This is a genomic window from Prosthecobacter sp., assembly GCF_044236155.1.
Lineage (GTDB): Bacteria > Verrucomicrobiota > Verrucomicrobiia > Verrucomicrobiales > Verrucomicrobiaceae > Prosthecobacter.
In genome coordinates, this window is record NZ_JBIIHA010000012.1 from 18,052 (window position 1) to 33,986 (window position 15,935).

At 60.7% G+C, this 15,935-nt stretch carries 16 protein-coding genes; 2 read left to right on the plus strand and 14 right to left on the minus strand.

Translation table 11 applies throughout. The annotated features are described in order from the left end of the window. Nucleotides 1–52: 52 nt before the first annotated feature. The 11 genes from ACILSE_RS12015 to ACILSE_RS12065 form a co-directional block, all read right to left on the minus strand. Nucleotides 53–463 carry a hypothetical protein gene (locus ACILSE_RS12015; protein ID WP_395717637.1) on the minus strand — a complete coding sequence of 137 codons (411 nt, stop codon included), beginning with the start codon at nucleotides 461–463 and terminating at the stop codon, nucleotides 53–55. Nucleotides 464–513: 50 nt separating this feature from the next. Continuing rightward, nucleotides 514–834, minus strand: a complete 321-nt coding sequence (locus ACILSE_RS12020; protein WP_395717638.1) for a heavy-metal-associated domain-containing protein — start codon at nucleotides 832–834, stop codon at nucleotides 514–516. Between the two features lie 15 nt (nucleotides 835–849). Continuing rightward, the gene (locus tag ACILSE_RS12025) at nucleotides 850–1,575 is read right to left on the minus strand and encodes an SCO family protein (protein ID WP_395717639.1); all 726 of its coding nucleotides are present in this window, start codon (nucleotides 1,573–1,575) and stop codon (nucleotides 850–852) included. A 3-nt stretch (nucleotides 1,576–1,578) separates the two neighbouring features. Continuing rightward, nucleotides 1,579–2,058 carry a c-type cytochrome gene (locus tag ACILSE_RS12030; RefSeq protein WP_395717640.1) on the minus strand — a complete coding sequence of 160 codons (480 nt, stop codon included), beginning with the start codon at nucleotides 2,056–2,058 and terminating at the stop codon, nucleotides 1,579–1,581. 29 nt (nucleotides 2,059–2,087) lie between these two features. Further along, nucleotides 2,088–2,906, minus strand: coding sequence for a DJ-1/PfpI family protein (locus ACILSE_RS12035; protein WP_395717641.1), 819 nt, complete (start codon nucleotides 2,904–2,906; stop codon nucleotides 2,088–2,090). An 18-nt stretch (nucleotides 2,907–2,924) separates the two neighbouring features. Next, on the minus strand, nucleotides 2,925–5,078 hold the full coding sequence (locus ACILSE_RS12040) for a TonB-dependent siderophore receptor (RefSeq protein WP_395717642.1): 2,154 nt from the start codon (nucleotides 5,076–5,078) through the stop codon (nucleotides 2,925–2,927). A 202-nt stretch (nucleotides 5,079–5,280) separates the two neighbouring features. Further along, a complete protein-coding gene (locus ACILSE_RS12045; protein WP_395717643.1) occupies nucleotides 5,281–5,676 on the minus strand; it encodes a hypothetical protein in 396 nt (131 codons plus the stop codon). 63 nt (nucleotides 5,677–5,739) lie between these two features. Next, the gene (locus tag ACILSE_RS12050; RefSeq protein WP_395717644.1) at nucleotides 5,740–6,090 is read right to left on the minus strand and encodes a hypothetical protein; all 351 of its coding nucleotides are present in this window, start codon (nucleotides 6,088–6,090) and stop codon (nucleotides 5,740–5,742) included. Nucleotides 6,091–6,369: 279 nt separating this feature from the next. Beyond that, nucleotides 6,370–6,765 carry a hypothetical protein gene (locus tag ACILSE_RS12055; protein ID WP_395717645.1) on the minus strand — a complete coding sequence of 132 codons (396 nt, stop codon included), beginning with the start codon at nucleotides 6,763–6,765 and terminating at the stop codon, nucleotides 6,370–6,372. A gap of 66 nt (nucleotides 6,766–6,831) precedes the next feature. Then, nucleotides 6,832–9,570 (minus strand): hypothetical protein, encoded by a 2,739-nt coding sequence (locus tag ACILSE_RS12060; RefSeq protein ID WP_395717646.1) that lies wholly within the window; start codon nucleotides 9,568–9,570, stop codon nucleotides 6,832–6,834. Nucleotides 9,571–9,613: 43 nt separating this feature from the next. After that, nucleotides 9,614–10,063 (minus strand): ExbD/TolR family protein, encoded by a 450-nt coding sequence (locus ACILSE_RS12065; protein ID WP_395717647.1) that lies wholly within the window; start codon nucleotides 10,061–10,063, stop codon nucleotides 9,614–9,616. 162 nt (nucleotides 10,064–10,225) lie between these two features. On the opposite strand from ACILSE_RS12065, the gene ACILSE_RS12070 reads away from it, so the two are divergent. Further along, a complete protein-coding gene (locus ACILSE_RS12070; protein WP_395717648.1) occupies nucleotides 10,226–10,864 on the plus strand; it encodes a response regulator in 639 nt (212 codons plus the stop codon). Nucleotides 10,865–10,938: 74 nt separating this feature from the next. Here ACILSE_RS12070 and ACILSE_RS12075 read toward each other — a convergent pair whose 3' ends face one another. Further along, complete coding sequence (locus ACILSE_RS12075; protein ID WP_395717649.1) at nucleotides 10,939–12,267, minus strand: sulfatase-like hydrolase/transferase; 1,329 nt, start codon at nucleotides 12,265–12,267, stop codon at nucleotides 10,939–10,941. Here ACILSE_RS12075 and waaF point away from each other — a divergent pair, their 5' ends adjacent. After that, nucleotides 12,268–14,319 (plus strand): lipopolysaccharide heptosyltransferase II, encoded by a 2,052-nt coding sequence (gene waaF, locus ACILSE_RS12080; RefSeq protein WP_395717650.1) that lies wholly within the window; start codon nucleotides 12,268–12,270, stop codon nucleotides 14,317–14,319. A gap of 9 nt (nucleotides 14,320–14,328) precedes the next feature. Here the strand turns inward: waaF and ACILSE_RS12085 are convergent, their stop codons facing one another. Then, complete coding sequence (locus tag ACILSE_RS12085) at nucleotides 14,329–14,934, minus strand: hypothetical protein (protein ID WP_395717651.1); 606 nt, start codon at nucleotides 14,932–14,934, stop codon at nucleotides 14,329–14,331. Nucleotides 14,935–14,996: 62 nt separating this feature from the next. Beyond that, the gene (locus ACILSE_RS12090) at nucleotides 14,997–15,935 is read right to left on the minus strand and encodes a 2-hydroxyacid dehydrogenase (protein ID WP_395717652.1); all 939 of its coding nucleotides are present in this window, start codon (nucleotides 15,933–15,935) and stop codon (nucleotides 14,997–14,999) included.

Sequence of the window (15,935 nt, forward strand, 5' to 3'; positions counted from 1 at the left end):
GACTTTCAAGTCCGGCAGTTCAGTGGATCGAACTTGGAGGTTCGATGGACATTCAAACCAGCCCGCGTCGTGGCGGCGGCATTTCCGGCCTCAGTGTCCGTTTCTCGCCTTCTTCGCGTAGAAACACAAAGGAGATGGTTTTTGCCGCAGGCGTGACCAGCTTGGTGATCTCCACCAGCACGGCGTCGATTTTCTTCAATGACTGGCTGCTCTGTCCCGGTTCCTTTTGACTCGATTCGCGGCCCTCCTTCACCTTCGCACACAGCGCGCAGCCATGCTGGCCATCGAAGGTCTTCTCGACAGCCTCCAGCACGGTGCCTTGGCTCGCGAAGGAGATGATCATGCCCGTCCAAGCCACGCCCTGCAGCAGCACCCAGTGCATGCCGAGGGACAGGCACACGAGCATGACCACGAGCCGCTGGGCGAGTGGGCGTGGTAGAGGCTGTCGTGGGTGGGCGGGCATGAGCGGGCGCGACTATGGGTTCCAGGCAGGGTGTGTCAAGACAAGCGCGGTTACTTCGCCACAGCCAGCTTCAGGCTGCGCACGTCATACATCTTTGCTTGATCGCCGAGGGCCTTCACACAGTCCTCGCGGGTGATCGAGGCGCTGGTGGCGGTGATTTCGAGACGTGGGAGTCCGCCGTCTTTGGCAGGCAGGACACTCACGTTCTTTACGCCGGGGATTTTGGCGAGCGCAGTCTGCACATGATTGCTGCACGCGCTGCACATGACGCCGGCGACCTCACCTTGATAAAGGAAGGTCACGGGCTCGCTGGCGATGCCGCAGGAGGTGGTGAAGAACAGGCTGACAAGGAGGATGACGATGTGTTTCATAATGCTGGTGTGTGTTTAGAGCTCGGGGTGGTCGAGGAGGCGCTGCACGTCGCGGCCGAGTTGTTCGGTCATGAGTTCAGCGACCTCGGGTTGAGGGTGGAAGACCGAGTAGAAGCCGCGCACGCGGCCCTGGCGGTCGATGAGCACGAGGCGCAAGTCGTGCTCGTAGAGGTCGAGCGGATTGATGCGCTTCTCCTCAGGAATGGGCAGCGGAGCCTGCATTTGCAGATCACGGGTCATGTAATCCCATGTCAACTGCTGCGGGCCGGTGACAAACCACCACGGGTCTTCCGGCTTCGCGCCGACACCTTCCGCGTAGGCTTTCAGAAACCCTGGTGTGTCGCGTTCAGGCGCGACAGCCAGGGAGACGAGGTGAAAGTCAGGCCGCGTGCGATGCGCCGCATTCAGCTTCTGCATCTGCGCCACCACAGCGGCACAGCCGTGCGGACAAACAGTGTATAAACAGGCCATGACGGTGACTTTGCCGCGCAGGCTGGAGAGCTTTACGGTCTGTCCGCTGCGTTCGGTCACTTCAAGGTCACCTTGGATTTGGGCGACGACCGGCAGCGGCTTCTGCGGCATGGATTGGTTGACGCTGCGGCCGAAATACAAGGTGCCGACGACCGCCATGCCGATCCCCAGTGCGATGCGCACCCAGGTGCCGGTGCTGACGCGATGGTCAGCACCGGCGGAGACGTACCGAATGCTCGGCGGTGGGGAATCCGGTGGTTCTTTACTCATGACTCACTCAACGGGGATCTTTTGCAGCTCTGCCTCGGTCCACATGGCCGTGCGTGCCTGCTCGGCATCACGGATGGCCTTCACCTGATCTGGGGTGACGGGGGAGGCTTTGTTGCCGAAGCTGTCACGCACATAGGTCAGCACATCGGCGATCTGCTGGTCGCTGAGCACCGAACCCTGCGGGGGCATGAGCGGCGCGGGCGTCGCGAAGGGCTTGCCATTGATGGTGACGGGGCCGGTGACGCCGTGCAGCACCATGCGGATCATGCGGTCGGGCTTTTTCGCCGCCGTCCAGTCGGAACCGGCCAGCGGAGGGAACATGCCCGGTAAGCCGAGGCCGGTGGGCTGGTGGCAGGCAAAGCAGACCTGCATGTAAACGGTCTTGCCGCGTTCGATCGAGGCGTCCTGGGCTTGCAGGGCGTAGCTGACACAAAACGTCAGCAGCGTCATCGGGAGTTTGAGAAGGGGGAAGGGATGTATCATTTTTTGTGTTGTTTGGGTTTGGGGGAAAATCAGTGACTTTGAATGGCGGCCTCGACCTTGGTGTGAAACCCGGCAAGCATGTCCACCATGAGCTTTTTGGCCCGAGCGGGTGCTTTGGCAGGATCACCCGCCGTTGTGGGCGGATGCGGGTCGTACTCGGCGAGAAGAGCGAGGCAGTCGGTGTACTCGCGGTCACGCCATTTCAGCGACATGTGGAGGCCGAAGTCCATGCCAGCGGTGACACCGGCGGCGGTGATGAGGTTGCCGTCTTCCACGACGCGATCATCCGAAGGAGTGGCACCGAAACGCGGCAGCAGGTCCTTCACCAGCCAGTGGGAAGTGGCCTTGTGGCCTTTGAGGAACCCTGCTTGGCCGAGAATCAGTGATCCGGTGCAGACCGAGGAGACAAAGCGGGCGTTTTGACCTGCCTTCCGGACAAAAGCCATCATTTCCGCGTCCTGCATGGCAGCGAGAGTGCCGGTGGTGCCACCAGGCAGGCAGAGGAGGTCGAGCTTGGCCGGGCACTCGTCAAAGGTGACATCCGGCATGAATTTCACACCGGTGTCAGAGCTGACGAGCTCTTTCGTTTTTGCAGCCAGCAGGACTTTAGCCCCCATCAGCGAGGAAAGGAAGTAATGCGGACCGATGAGATCGAGCGCCGTGAATCCTGGATACAGGACCATGACCATCACCTCCTGGCCCATCCACGTCGCAGGCATGGCGGACATGTCATGCGCAGCGGCAGGGGGCTTGGAGGTTGATTGCGCGGCTGCCGGCTGCGCTAGGACTGCGAAGCCGGGCAGCACACAGGTGAGTTGACGCAGGAAATCACGACGCTCGGTGTTCATCGGTATGAGGTGTTGGATTTAGAAGCGCACGGTGGCCTGGCAGAAGACGTTGAAGGGCGCGTTTGGTGCCACCGCTCCGCCCAGGAAGCCATGCGGCTGGTAGTATCGCGCATCGAAGAGGTTCTGAATGCCGAGCGCCAGTGTGGCCGGGCCACGGGTGTAGCTGAGTTGCGCATCCACCGTGGCGTAGCCTGGTGTGGAAAAGGTGTTCGCGGCATCCGCCTCTCTCGAGGTGGCCATCGTAACGCCCAAGCCAAGGCCCAAGCCGCGCAGCGCACCGCTTTTGCGGTCGTAGCGCACGGCGATGCGTCCAGAGTGCTCGGGAATGCGCTGCAGGTGATTGCCGGTGGGTATTGTGGTGGAGGAACGCACCTCCGCATCCTGATAGGCATAGTTCATCAGCACGGAGAACTCCTTCGTCGGCTGCCAGACGAGGTCAGCCTCGATGCCTTGCGCACGCTGCACGCCGGATTGCACGTTTAGCAGGCCGACGGCCACGGGCACATTCGTGCGTTCGTTGTGGAACCACGCCAGCGAGCCTTGCAGCGTGTCGGTCAGCTCAAACTTGAAGCCCGCCTCCCATTGCTCGGCTTCAATCAGTTTCTTCGGACCGGCGATCGCTGTGCCGATAGGCGACTGGAAACCCTGGCCCCAACCGACGAAGGCCGTCATCCAGTCGGTGACATCAAATGAAGCACCAGCACGGCCGGTGACGCGGCGATCGGTCAGTTGCGAGTCGATGAGATTCGTGATGTCCACGTCGTGGATCTTCACATGGCTCCAGCGGATGGCACCCATGAGGTGAAAGCGTTCGGCAAACGTGATCTGATCCTGAAGAAAGAACGCAACCGTGCGATAGTCATTGTGCTGGTTTGCAAAGCTGAAGCCACCGCCCGCAAAGGCTGGGTAGGCCGGGTTGCTGACATTGATGATTCCGATGCCAGGATTGACCAGCAGCACGCCATTGTCCGTGGTCTGGTCAAAGTCCATGCCAGCGGTCAGCGTGTGCTTCAGCGCGCTGGTCTCAAACTTGCCGTTCACTCGCGCATTGAAGGCGAAAGAGTGCATGTTCTGCAGCAGCGTGCCGGAATCGACCGTGTAGAGCGTTCCCACCGGCGCGAAGAACAGGCTGGGGAAGACCGAGTACTGGTCAAAATTCAGGTCGATGTAGTTGGCCTCAAGGATGAAGTTCCAGTCGCTGTTGAAGTTGTGCTTCAGCTCCGCGTTGAGGCTGCGGGTCTTCGAGGAGGCGGCTGGCTGACCTTCACCGCGGAAGATCGTGTAGCGGTCAAAGTTGAAGGTGGCGGGATTCACCGTGCCCGCGGCCGGCAGGCCGCTGTAATCCGTCTGCGAGCGGTCGGAGTAGCGTCCGCGCAGAGTCAATGTGGTGTCATCGCTCAGCGAGATGGCCAGCGTGGGGAAAAAGCTGGTCAGATGCCCGTTGATGAAAGGATTCACATCGCGTATCTCGCGCACGTCTCCTGTGATGCGGAAGAGCACGCGTCCTTCGCGGTCCAGCGGCTGGTTGATGTCCCAGACATTGCCGTAGGCACCCCAGCTTCCGGCGTTCATGCCCATCATGTAGCTGGCCTCCTTCTCCGGGCGTTTTGAGACGTAGTTCAGCAGCCCGCCGAGCGGCCCGCCCGCTGATCCGCCAAACACGGTGCCCGTGGGGCCCTTGATAACGTCCACGCGCTCCGTGTTGATCAGTGTCTCGCTGGCCGGACCGGGATAGTAGAGCTGGAAGTTGTCCTGGTAAGGGGCGGAGTTGAAGCCACGGATAATGAATTGGGTGTTGTTCATCTCACGCCAGTCATTGCCCACCACACCGCTGAAGTTTTTCACCACATCACCGGGATGCTGCACGAGCTGGTGATCCATCAGCGTGCGGGTGATGACCTGCGCCGATTGCGGGTACTGCCGCAACGGGATTTCAGAACGCGTGGTCTTGTTGGCGTAGGGCGTGGTGTAACGGTCCGGCTCAGCGGTGATGATCACCTCCGGCAAGACTTTTTCGTCACCAGAAGCCGGTTTGGTAGCGTCTGCGGGTTTGGGCGTGACTTTGGGTTTTGATGCCGGGCTTTGCGCGGCGGCGTTGATCGTGAGCAGAGAACAGGTGGTGAGCGCGGCCAGGAGAGGTGTCCGGAGGCACGCGGAAAAGACAAACTTCATAGCGAGGGAAAAAAGAGGAAAAGAGACGGGACACGGACGTGGAACACCGCATGACCGGTCCCGGGTCGCATGGCGGTGTCTCCCTGGGGAGGATTCCCGGGTTCAAGGGCACACACGCCGGACGCACCGGCATCGAGGTGCCAGACTGCGCATGGACGCGCGATGCGTCCGGGGGTGCCTCAACCAACGAGAAGATGGGTTTTTACGCGACGCCGCGTCGTGGCGGCGGGAAGGGTGGGCGCAAATCGCGCTCAGGCGCGAACATCTTCATCATCTCCACCTTAGAATTTTGTGAAGGTGGAACGGCGATGAACGGCCGCTCGAGAATGACAATCGCCAGCAGGAGCTTCTTTTGCGGCTCCTGCTTCTGCCGTGAATCTTTTTTTTCCTGCTTCATCCCGAACGCCACCGCGTCGCAGAGCGCACAGGGATGCTCCGCATCGAAGGTCTGGCTCAAGCCAGTGACCAGTGAGCCTTCACGAACGGAATAACTGACAATCATGCCCGCCCACGCGGCGGACTGCAGCACGACCCAGTGCAGCCCGATGGAGAACATCAGGGCGGCGACAAGCAGAGAGCGTGCGAGCTGGCGGAACATGAAACAGAGAGCTCCGGCGGCCTGGCATGCGTGCGCAGAGCCGCCGGAGATGCGTGGGAGATGTTATTTGCCCTTGTGGACGTCGTGGCAGGTCTTGCAGTTGGTGGCCTTCTTTAGATCACCCACATCCGCGGGGTCCTTTTGAGCTTTCTTCACGCCTTCGATCAAGGCACCGGTTTTCGCCGCCCAGGAAGCGTCATCACCCTTGGAGGGCTTGGCTTTGGCCAGGGCTTCATAGCATTTGAGCAGTTCGGCGAGCTCATCGGCGGTGGCACCGCCCTTGGTGCCGGCCTTCTTGGCGAGAGCGCCCTCGGGCTTGAAGTACTTTTTCATCGCCTCTTTGACAGTGTCATCGGCAGTAGCAGCGCCGAGGCTGGCGGCGACGAACAGGAGGGTGAGTGCTGATTTTTTCATCGGTGTGGTGTGTCGGGTGTGGTGTTTGCGGTTCAAATCCATGCGGGTGATGCGTGGATCGGAAATTTGTCGCCCCCGCCCGGAAAACGGCCGGACGGAGGCGTCTGAAGAAACGAGGCTTTCGCCTCGAACTCTGCTCTCCAGAAAGAGCCTCCACGGCAGTCATGCGTGGAATGCATGCAGGCCCGTCTGCCTGCGCATGATGCTGCCGTCGATGGAGGATGCGGCCCGTGCGCGATATCAATCACGACCACAGGAGTGCGGTCGTGTATTCGTGACTCAGGCCGTCAGTCGCCGGGGCGGCGGCGTGTCCGGCGTGTGATGCAAAACACAAAGCCGCGCTTCGGCGGCGGTGGTGAAGGCGATCGGCGGCGGAGCGCTGATGACGATGGCGGGCATGATCTGCGCGATGAGGTGCAGCTTGATCTTGCCATCGGCTTTTGGCGCCTGCTGGCCGCTGGTGGATTCTTTTTCAGCCTCTTGCTGGGCAAGTTTGCACAGCGCGCATGGATGCTCGCCGTCGAAGGTCTCGCTCACCGCCTGGACGACGGAACCGCTTTGCATGCTGTAGGAAACCAACATACCGGCCCATGCGGCGGACTGGATGACGACGGTGTGCAGCCCGATGGAAACCATCAGGCCCAGCACCATCAACCAGCGTGCGGCGGCGAACATGGCGCATATTTAAGCGTGCAAGCCTTCAGACCACAATGAAAAAATGCCAGCAGGCCGCCGCCAGGCTCATTTCATCGTCTCGAACCATGCCAGCAGATCGAGAATCTGCTCCGCCTTCAGCGCATTGAGCAAACCGGAGGGCATCGGCGAGGTTTCGGAGATCGTGCGCTCCTTGATCATCGCCTTCGCGATCTCGTTCGTCTCCGGCGCGAGCGGATTCGGCTTCAGCACCACACGCTCGTCGTCTTCGCTCTCCAGGCTGCCGCTGATCGTCTTCCCGTCGCTCGTCTTCACCGTCACGAGGCGGAACTTCTCATCGATGAACTTCGAGGGATTCAAAATGTGATCGAGCAGGTCCTTCCGGCCAAACCGTGCCGACACCTGCGTGAGGTCCGGCCCGAAGACGCCCGCTGGCAGCGATGGATCGTTGCTCACGCGATGGCAGAACACGCATTGCGTGCGGATCAACGCGTCCTTGGCGCTGTCTCGATTGCGCGTCTTCGCGTCCATCTTCGCCAGCAGCGGCTCCAGGTCCTCCAGCTTCCAGTTTTTGAACGTGTGGCCCGGCAGCGCATGCGGCGAGAGCGCCACGGGCTTCGGCGGATTGATCAGCGCGGCGAGTTTCACCGCCTCCTCCGGCTTCAACGCTGCCGCCAGCTCGCTGCGCGTGTCCGCGATCGCTTTGAAGAAGGTCGAGGCACCATTCATCTTCTCCGCCTTGTTCAGCGCCTCGAACACGACCTTCCGCTGCTCCAGCGTCCAGCCGTCCTTCAAGTAGCGCAGCATGAACGGGTAAAACAGCAGATCTTCCGACGTCGTGGCCGCTTTGAGCAATGGCATCGTCTTCTCGATGACCGTTGGTGATTTGAGATAGACGAGCAGGCGACAGAGTTCGCGGTTGAGGAAGGTGTCGTGGGCTGGATAAGCAGCCCAGGCATGCAGCTTGTCTTTTTGAGCAGGTTCGCCGTGACGTGAAATCGCGACGGCGATGACACGGAGGGCATCGAGCGTTGGTTTCGGTGCGGATTTAATCACTGCGGAGAGAATCGGCTCCAAATCGGCTTTTTCGCCAACGCGGGCAAGTGCGAGCAGCTCGTGCATGTGGCCGGATTGGAGGGCCTTCATGCGCCATTCGGGCACAGGGCGGCTTTCGAGCGCGAGACGCTTTTGATGCTCTACAAAGCGTTTATCAGACGTCTTGGATTCGACAGGGACTGCTGACTCTCCGGGCAATGTGGCTGTGACACGATACAAGCCGCTCTGCGTCCCGCGACCACCCGTGATGAACCACATCGCGCCATCGGGGCCGATGCAGCCGTCCGTGACGTTGAGAGGTCTCCCCGTCACAAAATCCTCCTGCGTGGCCGCGTAAGTGACTCCGGTATTCTTCAAATGCACCGCGATGATGCGTCCGTAGCTCCAGTCCAGGATGTAGAGCGCCTCACGATACCTTTTCGGGAACTCCGCGCCATAGCCGAAGTAAATCCCCGTCGGCGAGGACAGCCCGATGTCGATCACGCTCGGCAGCGTGTCGGCATACCACGCGGGATAACGACCGGTGCCGCGACGCCAGCCGAAATCGGCTCCGGCAACGACATGCAGCACGCGGGTGGGCATGTACCATGGCGTGCCGACGTCGCGCTCCATGTCGGCGTCGAAGGTAAACAATTCGTTTTCCTGGTTGAACGCGATGTCGAGCGGATTGCGCAGGCCGCCGGCCGGGAGCGTGATTTTTGACCCGTCCGGCTTCACACGCAGGATGTGGCCGGCGGGGAGCTCGACGTTGCCGTCGAACATGCTGCTGTCCCAAGGATTCGGGATGAGCTGGTCGTTGGCGTAGTTTCTCAGCGGCGAGTCGGGATCGATGTTCTTCGGCAGGAGGACGTTGTTGCCATGCGCGACGTAGATGTCGCCATCGGGACCGAGTTTGATGTGATTGCGGCCGTGGCCGACGCCACCTTCGGTGCGCATGAGTTCTTTGCGTTCATCAAAGATGCCGTCGCCGTCTTTGTCGGTGAGGCGGAAGAGCGCCTTGGTGTTGTTGGCGTTCGCGAAAAGGGAACCGTGCGCGTAGAGCAGCCCGCGGCACTCCAGCAGCTCGTCGTCGATGGTTTCGACCTTCTGATCGCCGCTGCCGCTGATTGTGAGGCGCAGCAGGCCCTTCTTTTCTTTGCCCAGCGTGATGCGCCCTTGTGGATCGAAGGCCATCGACACCCACGAATCCTCGCCGGGCTGCGCGGAGCGGATGAGTTCCGCCTTGAAGCCGGGCAGCAAGGTGAGTGTGGACGGATCGGTCGCCTGGTTCTGCGCGCCGGGCTTGGCGAGCTGCCAGGAGTTGTAGGCGTCGAAGGTCTTCTTCAGGTCGAAGGGGTTCTTTGCAGGATCAGCATCGGTGGAGCCGATGACGTGCGCGTTTTTCCACGAGTCATCGGTGACGATCCAGCGCACGGCGGCAAGGTCGCCGTTGAGTTCGAGCAGCGCGGCGGTCAGCGCCTTACCTAGCACACGAATGCCGATTTGATGCGTTTTGCCGTCGCCGAGTTGCCTCGTGAGATCCGTGCCGGTGGCGGCGTCCTCAGCCAGACCTTTTTTGGCGATGACTTTGCCATCCACAAGAATCTCATGCGGTGCGTTGCATGCGGTTAAAAGCACGGCCTTTAGCAACTTGCCCTGATGCTGGACTTCCTTTGTGTAAGTGACCTGCTCGTTCATCTCATCTTGCAGCCACAGCGGCGCAGGAGGGCGGTTGGCCATCTGGGCGAAGGCGGAGGACGCGAATAGCAGGAGTAGAAGATGGCGCGGCATGCGCACAAAACGCGCCTTGCTGTGGAAGCCTGTCGTGCTCGGTTCAAAGCGGCTGCGTGCCGACGGTGAAGGTGACGTTTTGAATCTGTGCCTGATGGAGTGAGTTGAGCACGTCAATCACGCGTTCGTAGGTGGCTTGTTCCTCCGCTTGAACAGTGGCGAGAACTGTCTGCTGCTGACGCGCCGAGGATTCGGCCAGACGGCGCAGCGTGGCTGTGAGCGACGGCAGCGTTTTTTCACGGGGCGAGTCGAATGCTTCTTCATTCAGGGTGACGGTGCCGTCTTCAAGAATGCCGATGGTGATCTCGGCATCGGGAAAGGGAGTTTTTAGCCGGGGGTCATGCGGACCGGGCAGTTTCGTATTCAATTCGTGCTCTATCTTCACGGTGCCTACCATCACCATGAAGAAAAGCATGATGACGAAGACGACATCGATCATGGGGGCGATTTGAAAGCCGGGGACGACAGTGTCGGAGTGGATGAGACGTTTCATGGCAGACAGGGTGTTCCAGTACTTCACGACGGTCCCGAAACGATCTTGGGGAAGTTTTTATCCGCTCCCGCCCTGAAACAGAATGAGGTAGCTCGGGGACGTCGGTCGTTCTTAAGAACGTCGGCTTGACATTACTTTCAAAATGAGTCTGCTAGCTTCACTGTGAAAAGCAAAATCTATATTCTAGACGACCATCCCATCGTTATCGAAGGGCTTAAGAAACTGATCGACCAGCAGGAGGACATGCAGGTCATCGGCAGCGCGGAAGACGCCAACACGGCGCTGCAACAAATCGCCAAACTGAAGCCCGAGGTCGTGGTGCTCGACATCACACTCAAGGACCGTAGCGGCGTGGATCTCATCAAAAAGCTCAAGGCCAGCCATCCTGAGATGCAGATCCTCGTTTACTCAATGCACGACGAGAATGTCTATGCCGAACGCTGCCTGCGTGCTGGTGCCATGGGCTATGTGATGAAGGGCGAGCCCAGCACACGCGTGCTTCAGGGTCTGCGCCAAGTCGCCCAAGGTTCCTTCTTCTTCAGCGCTTCCCTGCTCGGCAGCATCGTCTCCGGCGGTGGTCCGCGTGGCGGCTCCCGTGGTGAGCCCGCCCGCATGCTCAGCGACCGCCAGCTCGAGATCTTCGAAATGGTCGGACGCGGCTTCGATTCCCACAGCATCGCTGAAAAGCTCAGCCTCAGCGCCAAGACCGTCGATGCTCACAAGGCGAACATCCGCCAGAAGCTCGGTCTCGCCTCCGCACGCGAACTGCTCATGGAAGCGGTGCGCTGGGTGGAGAAATAGGCCGATTCAAAACATTCACGTTTCACCGACGGGCGGCGCGCATGCGCCGCCCGTTTTTTGTTGGCGGCGGGCTCTCAATCCTTGGCCACCGCGTCGTTGTCCGCACGGGACACGTCATCGAGACGTTCTTTCATGGCGGCGAGTGCATCCGGATTCTGTTCGGCGAGATCACGGGTCTCGTTTGGATCGGCGACGATGTTGTAGAGTTCGCACTTCGTTTTTTGGCCGGTAGCATGCACCACGAGTTTCCATGGATCGCAGCGTAACGAGCGTGATTTAAAACCGGGTGCCACGGTGTAAATCGTCCGCGTCAACGGGGGCGCTCCTTCCGCAAGCTGCGGCCAGAGATTGAAGCCGTCCCATTTCAGATCCTTCTCCGGCTTAAAGCCTGCCAAAGCACAAAACGTCGGCATCCAGTCGATGATCTGCACCGGAGCGGCGTGCTGGCCCGCTTTCAGTTTTCCGGGCCAGCTAGCGATGCATGGCACACGCGTGCCACCCTCATAAACGCTTCCTTTCTCGCCACGGAGCGGCTTGTTGCTGCCAGGGAGCGGTCCGTCGGGGTATTCGTCAGGTGGATAGGTCTGCCCGTTGTTCTCCGCCGTGCTGCCGCCGTTGTCGCTGGTGAAGACGAGCAGCGTGTTCTCCCGGCGTCCGGTTTTTTCGAGGGTGGAGATGATTTTTCCGACCGAATCATCCAAGTGCATGATGCAGGCGGCGTAGTGACGCGCCACTTCGCCGATGATGCCTTCGGGAACCTTTGCCAGCCACTCCGCAGGTTCCTTGACCGGCAGATGCACGGCGGTGAAGGGAACGTAGAGAAAGAACGGCGCGTACGTGCGCTGGGAAAGCCACTCGCAGGCCTCCTTGGCGATCAAATCGGTCACATGGCCGGTTTCAGTGAGGAGCTTTTCGTTCCGGTGCCAAGTCTCGGAGAATTCGCCCTTCTTGTAATGGTGGTCATAAGGTCCGACGCCGCCGGCGAGCGAACCGTAGCTGTGGTCGAAGCCAAAATGATTCGGTCCCCATTCGGATTTCGAGCCGAGGTGCCATTTGCCGGTGATGCAGGTGTCGTAGCCCATGGTCTTCAGCGCACGCGGCAGCGTGATGGTGTCCCAGGGCAGGGCGCGGGCATTTTGGGGCGTCGTGACGCCGAAACGGCTCCAGCAGCGTCCGGTCATCAATCCGGTCCGCGTCGGACTGCACACGGGTGCGACGTAGTGATGCGTGAGCTCCACGCCTTCGGCAGCGAGCTTGTCGAGATGTGGTGTCGGCGCTTTGCCGCCGTGAAAGGCCAAATCTGCCCAGCCGAGGTCATCCGCGATGATGAACACGAAGTTCGGCTTCGATGCCGCGGCGCAAAGGCACGATGCCGTCAGGAAGAAAATGGCAACTAGTCTCATGTGAGCCGAAACGCTGAGCTCAAAGACGATCTCGCACGAACGGTTGCGCTGGCGGAGGCGCTGCGGCATAGAAAAATCATGGGCAGCGCTGCGAAATCCCCAAGTTTTCTCACACGCGCCGGACAGTGGCTGGTCTATGCGCTGATCCGGTGCGTGGAAGGTGTCTTGAAGCTGCTGCCATTGACCGCCATCTGGTGGATCGGGCGTTTTCTCGGCACGGTGGCCTATTTCGTCGCAGGCAAGTATCGCAAGCTCGCTCTGAACAACTTGCGCATCGCCTTTGGCCGGGAGAAAAGCGAGCCTGAGCGCCGTCGCATCGCTCGCGAGCATTTCAAAAGCCTCTTCGCCAACTTGCTGTGCGGATTCAAGCTACCGCTCATGAACGAGGCCGAGATCTGCCGGCATGTGCGTTCCGAAGGAACCGAAAGAGCTCAGGCGGCTTTCGATGACGGGAAGCGACCCATCCTGAACTTGGTGCTGCATGCGAGCTGCTGGGAGATCCTGACCCAGGTGCCGTCCATGTATGTGCGCGGCCACAAGGCCGGCGCCATCTACCAGGCGCTGCGCAACCCGTGGCTCAACTCGCTGGTGCTGCGCCGTCGTGAGAAGCTAGGCTACACCTTGTTCGACCGGCAGGAGGGCTTCAACGCCCCGATGAAATTCATGCGTGAGGCCGGCCAGATCGGCGTGCTCGTGGATCAACACGCGGGTTATCAAGGACTATGGTGTCCCTTTTTTGACCGGCTGGCCTCGACCACCACCATCGCCGCGCTTATGGCGATGCGCACGGATGCCGCGGTGCTGCCCATGATGGTTTACAATGACGGCCCCGCCCGCTGGCGGCTCGTCTGCGCGCCAGAAGTAAAATCGACAGACTCGTCCGCGGAGAGCCTGACCGTCGCGATCAATGTCGCGGTGGAGCGGCTCGTCCGTGAGCAGCCGGAATGCTGGTTCTGGGTTCACAACCGCTGGAAACTGCCGAACCCTTACTTCCTGCTCACGAACTCCAGTTACCGTCGTGGCGCTGCCTTCCCGCAAGGCTATGACATGAGCCGTTTGCAGCCGTTTGAGCTGCTCATCCGCAGCCCGAACTGGCTTGGTGACGCCTGCATGGCCTTCCCCATGGTGCGTGCGATCAAACGCGGTCGTCCGGACATGAAGATCACCGTTCTGGGGCCGGACAAGCTCGAGGAACTCTGGCTTTCGATGCCCGAGGTCTCACGCTACATCGCCAAACCGGCGAAGGAAGGCTGGTTCGCCGTCGCACGCCGCATCAAGGCCTCGGGCATGCACTTTGATGCCGCCGTGCTTTGCACCAACTCCACCCGCAGCACGCTGGAAATCTGGCTTGCGGGCATTCCGCGCCGCGTGGGCTACAAAGGCTCCTTCCGGGTGAAGCTGCTCAACCAGATCATCCGGGAACCGGCAACGGGCGGCGCGAAGCAGCACCATGCGCATCGCTACCTGCACATCGCGAAGGAAATCGGCGCGGATGTCGATCAGCCCGGCCTGTGGGACGCCGGTTCGCCGCCCGCATCGACAGATGGCACGATCCGCGTCGGTGTCTGCGCTGGCGCGGAATACGGCCCTGCCAAACACTGGCCGCTGGAGCGCTTCGCCGAGGTTGTGAATCAAATCTCCGCACGGCATGCGCAGTTCCGCTGGGAGTTGTTCGGCGCGCCTGGGGAGAAGGAGATGGGGGAGAAGCTTTCCGGGATGCTGCAGGCACCGCATGAGAACTTCGTCGGCAAAACACGCCTCTCCGAGCTCATCGCAAAGCTGCGCCAATGCCAGCTCTTGCTCACGAACGACACCGGCACCATGCACCTGGCCGCCGCGCTCGGCATTCCGACCGTGAGCATCTTCGGTTCGACGTGCCCGATAGAAACCGGTCCGCTCGGCGACCGCCACACGGTGATTCAACACAAAGTACCGTGCAGTCCGTGCTTCGAGCGCGAATGCCCCTTCGGACACTACGAGTGCATGACAAAGATCGCACCCGAGCAAGTCGCTGCCGCCGTTTTGAAGACGGCTGGAATCACGAATGGATGACCTTTGGATTCAATGATCGTGCCCGTGGCGATCAAGCACCGGCTCGCGGCCCACGAACAGTCCCAGCACCGCGCCGCCGATGACCCAGGTGATCAGATGATCGGCGATGTTCACGATGGTATCACGCCCGGGATTCTCCATCCAGATCCACATCGGCAGGTCGCACGTCAGGCCCGCGAACAGTCCCGCAGCCGCCACGAACGCGATGCGGGCCGGATAAAACAACGCCACTTGGTTCAGCAGCGCGGCGATCAAAAAGGCGCAGATCAAACTCCGGATGAAGCTCAAAATCATGTTCGTTCCCATCGTGATCTCGCCTTTGCCCGGACGAATGATCGCATAAACATAGGGGCCTTTCTCCAGCGCCTTTGTTTGTTTCTCCTCGAACGCCTTCTTTTCCTCGGCCGTGGCGACTTTGGGCGGCTCGTCCATCGCGGGTAGCACGTAGATGCCGTGGCCGGAGGTCACGTTGGCCTTGATCACTTCGGCGACCGCCGATTCGTCGCTAAACGACCGGTATCCGTTCTCATGCCAACCCAGCACCGTCCAAGAAATCGCCTCCCAGGCGAAAACGGCGACGGCGGTCAGAAACGCTCCGAGGATGAGTTTGAACATGCGATTGTAGTAATGGTTCCGCGATGAAGGGCAAGCAGCCTTTCGGCCATGAGCGCGTGATCTTAACAAACCGGCGTCAGCAGGGCTTTCCCGCCGAAATGCGCGGCCAGATTGTCCACCACGAGCGCCGCCATCGCGCGTCGTGTCTCGTGCGTGCCGCTGCCGAGATGCGGGAGCAGCACCGCGTTTTCGCAGTCCATGAGCGCCTGCGGCACCTGCGGCTCGTTTTCAAACACATCCAGCCCCGCGCCGCGAATCATGCCGCTTTGCAGAGCCGCGATCAGCGCCGCTTCATCGACTACGGAACCACGTGCGATGTTGATCAGCGTGCCCTTGGCGCCCAGCGCTGCCAGAACGTCCACGTTGACGAGATGCCTCGTCGCCGCTCCGCCCGGACAGGCCACGATCAGAAAGTCAGCCGCCTTGGCCAGTTCGAGGAGGGAATCAAAATAATCCCATGTCACGTCCTGCCGCGCGCGTCCGTGATACGCCACGCGCATCCCGTGCGCTTCGAGCCGGTGCGCGATCGCCTTGCCGATGCGCCCGAGGCCCACGATGCCCGCCAGCTTCCCACGAACGGCATGCGCCAGTGGAAACGGCCCTTTCAGCCATGCACCCGCCTGCAGAAACCGGTTCGCCATGATCAAGTTCCGGCTTGTCATCAAAACCAGCGCGCTCGCCGTGTCCGCCACGTCCTCTGTGAGCACGTCCGGCGTGTTCGTCACACGCACGCCATGCGCGCGGCACCAGTCCACCGGCACACCGTCATAACCCACGCCAAACACGCTGATGATTTGCAGATTCGGCAGCCGCTCCAGCAAAGCCACGGGTGAGACACTGCCGCCCGCCATCACAATGCCGCGAATTTGCGCACCCACCCCGGCCAGCAACGCGTCCTTGTCCTTCGCATGAAAGTAATCATGGCATTCATAGGCTGCGAGCAGCGGCTGTAGCAGAAATTCCGGCAGCGGGGCCAGAAGCAGAACGGGGGCTTTGTCCAT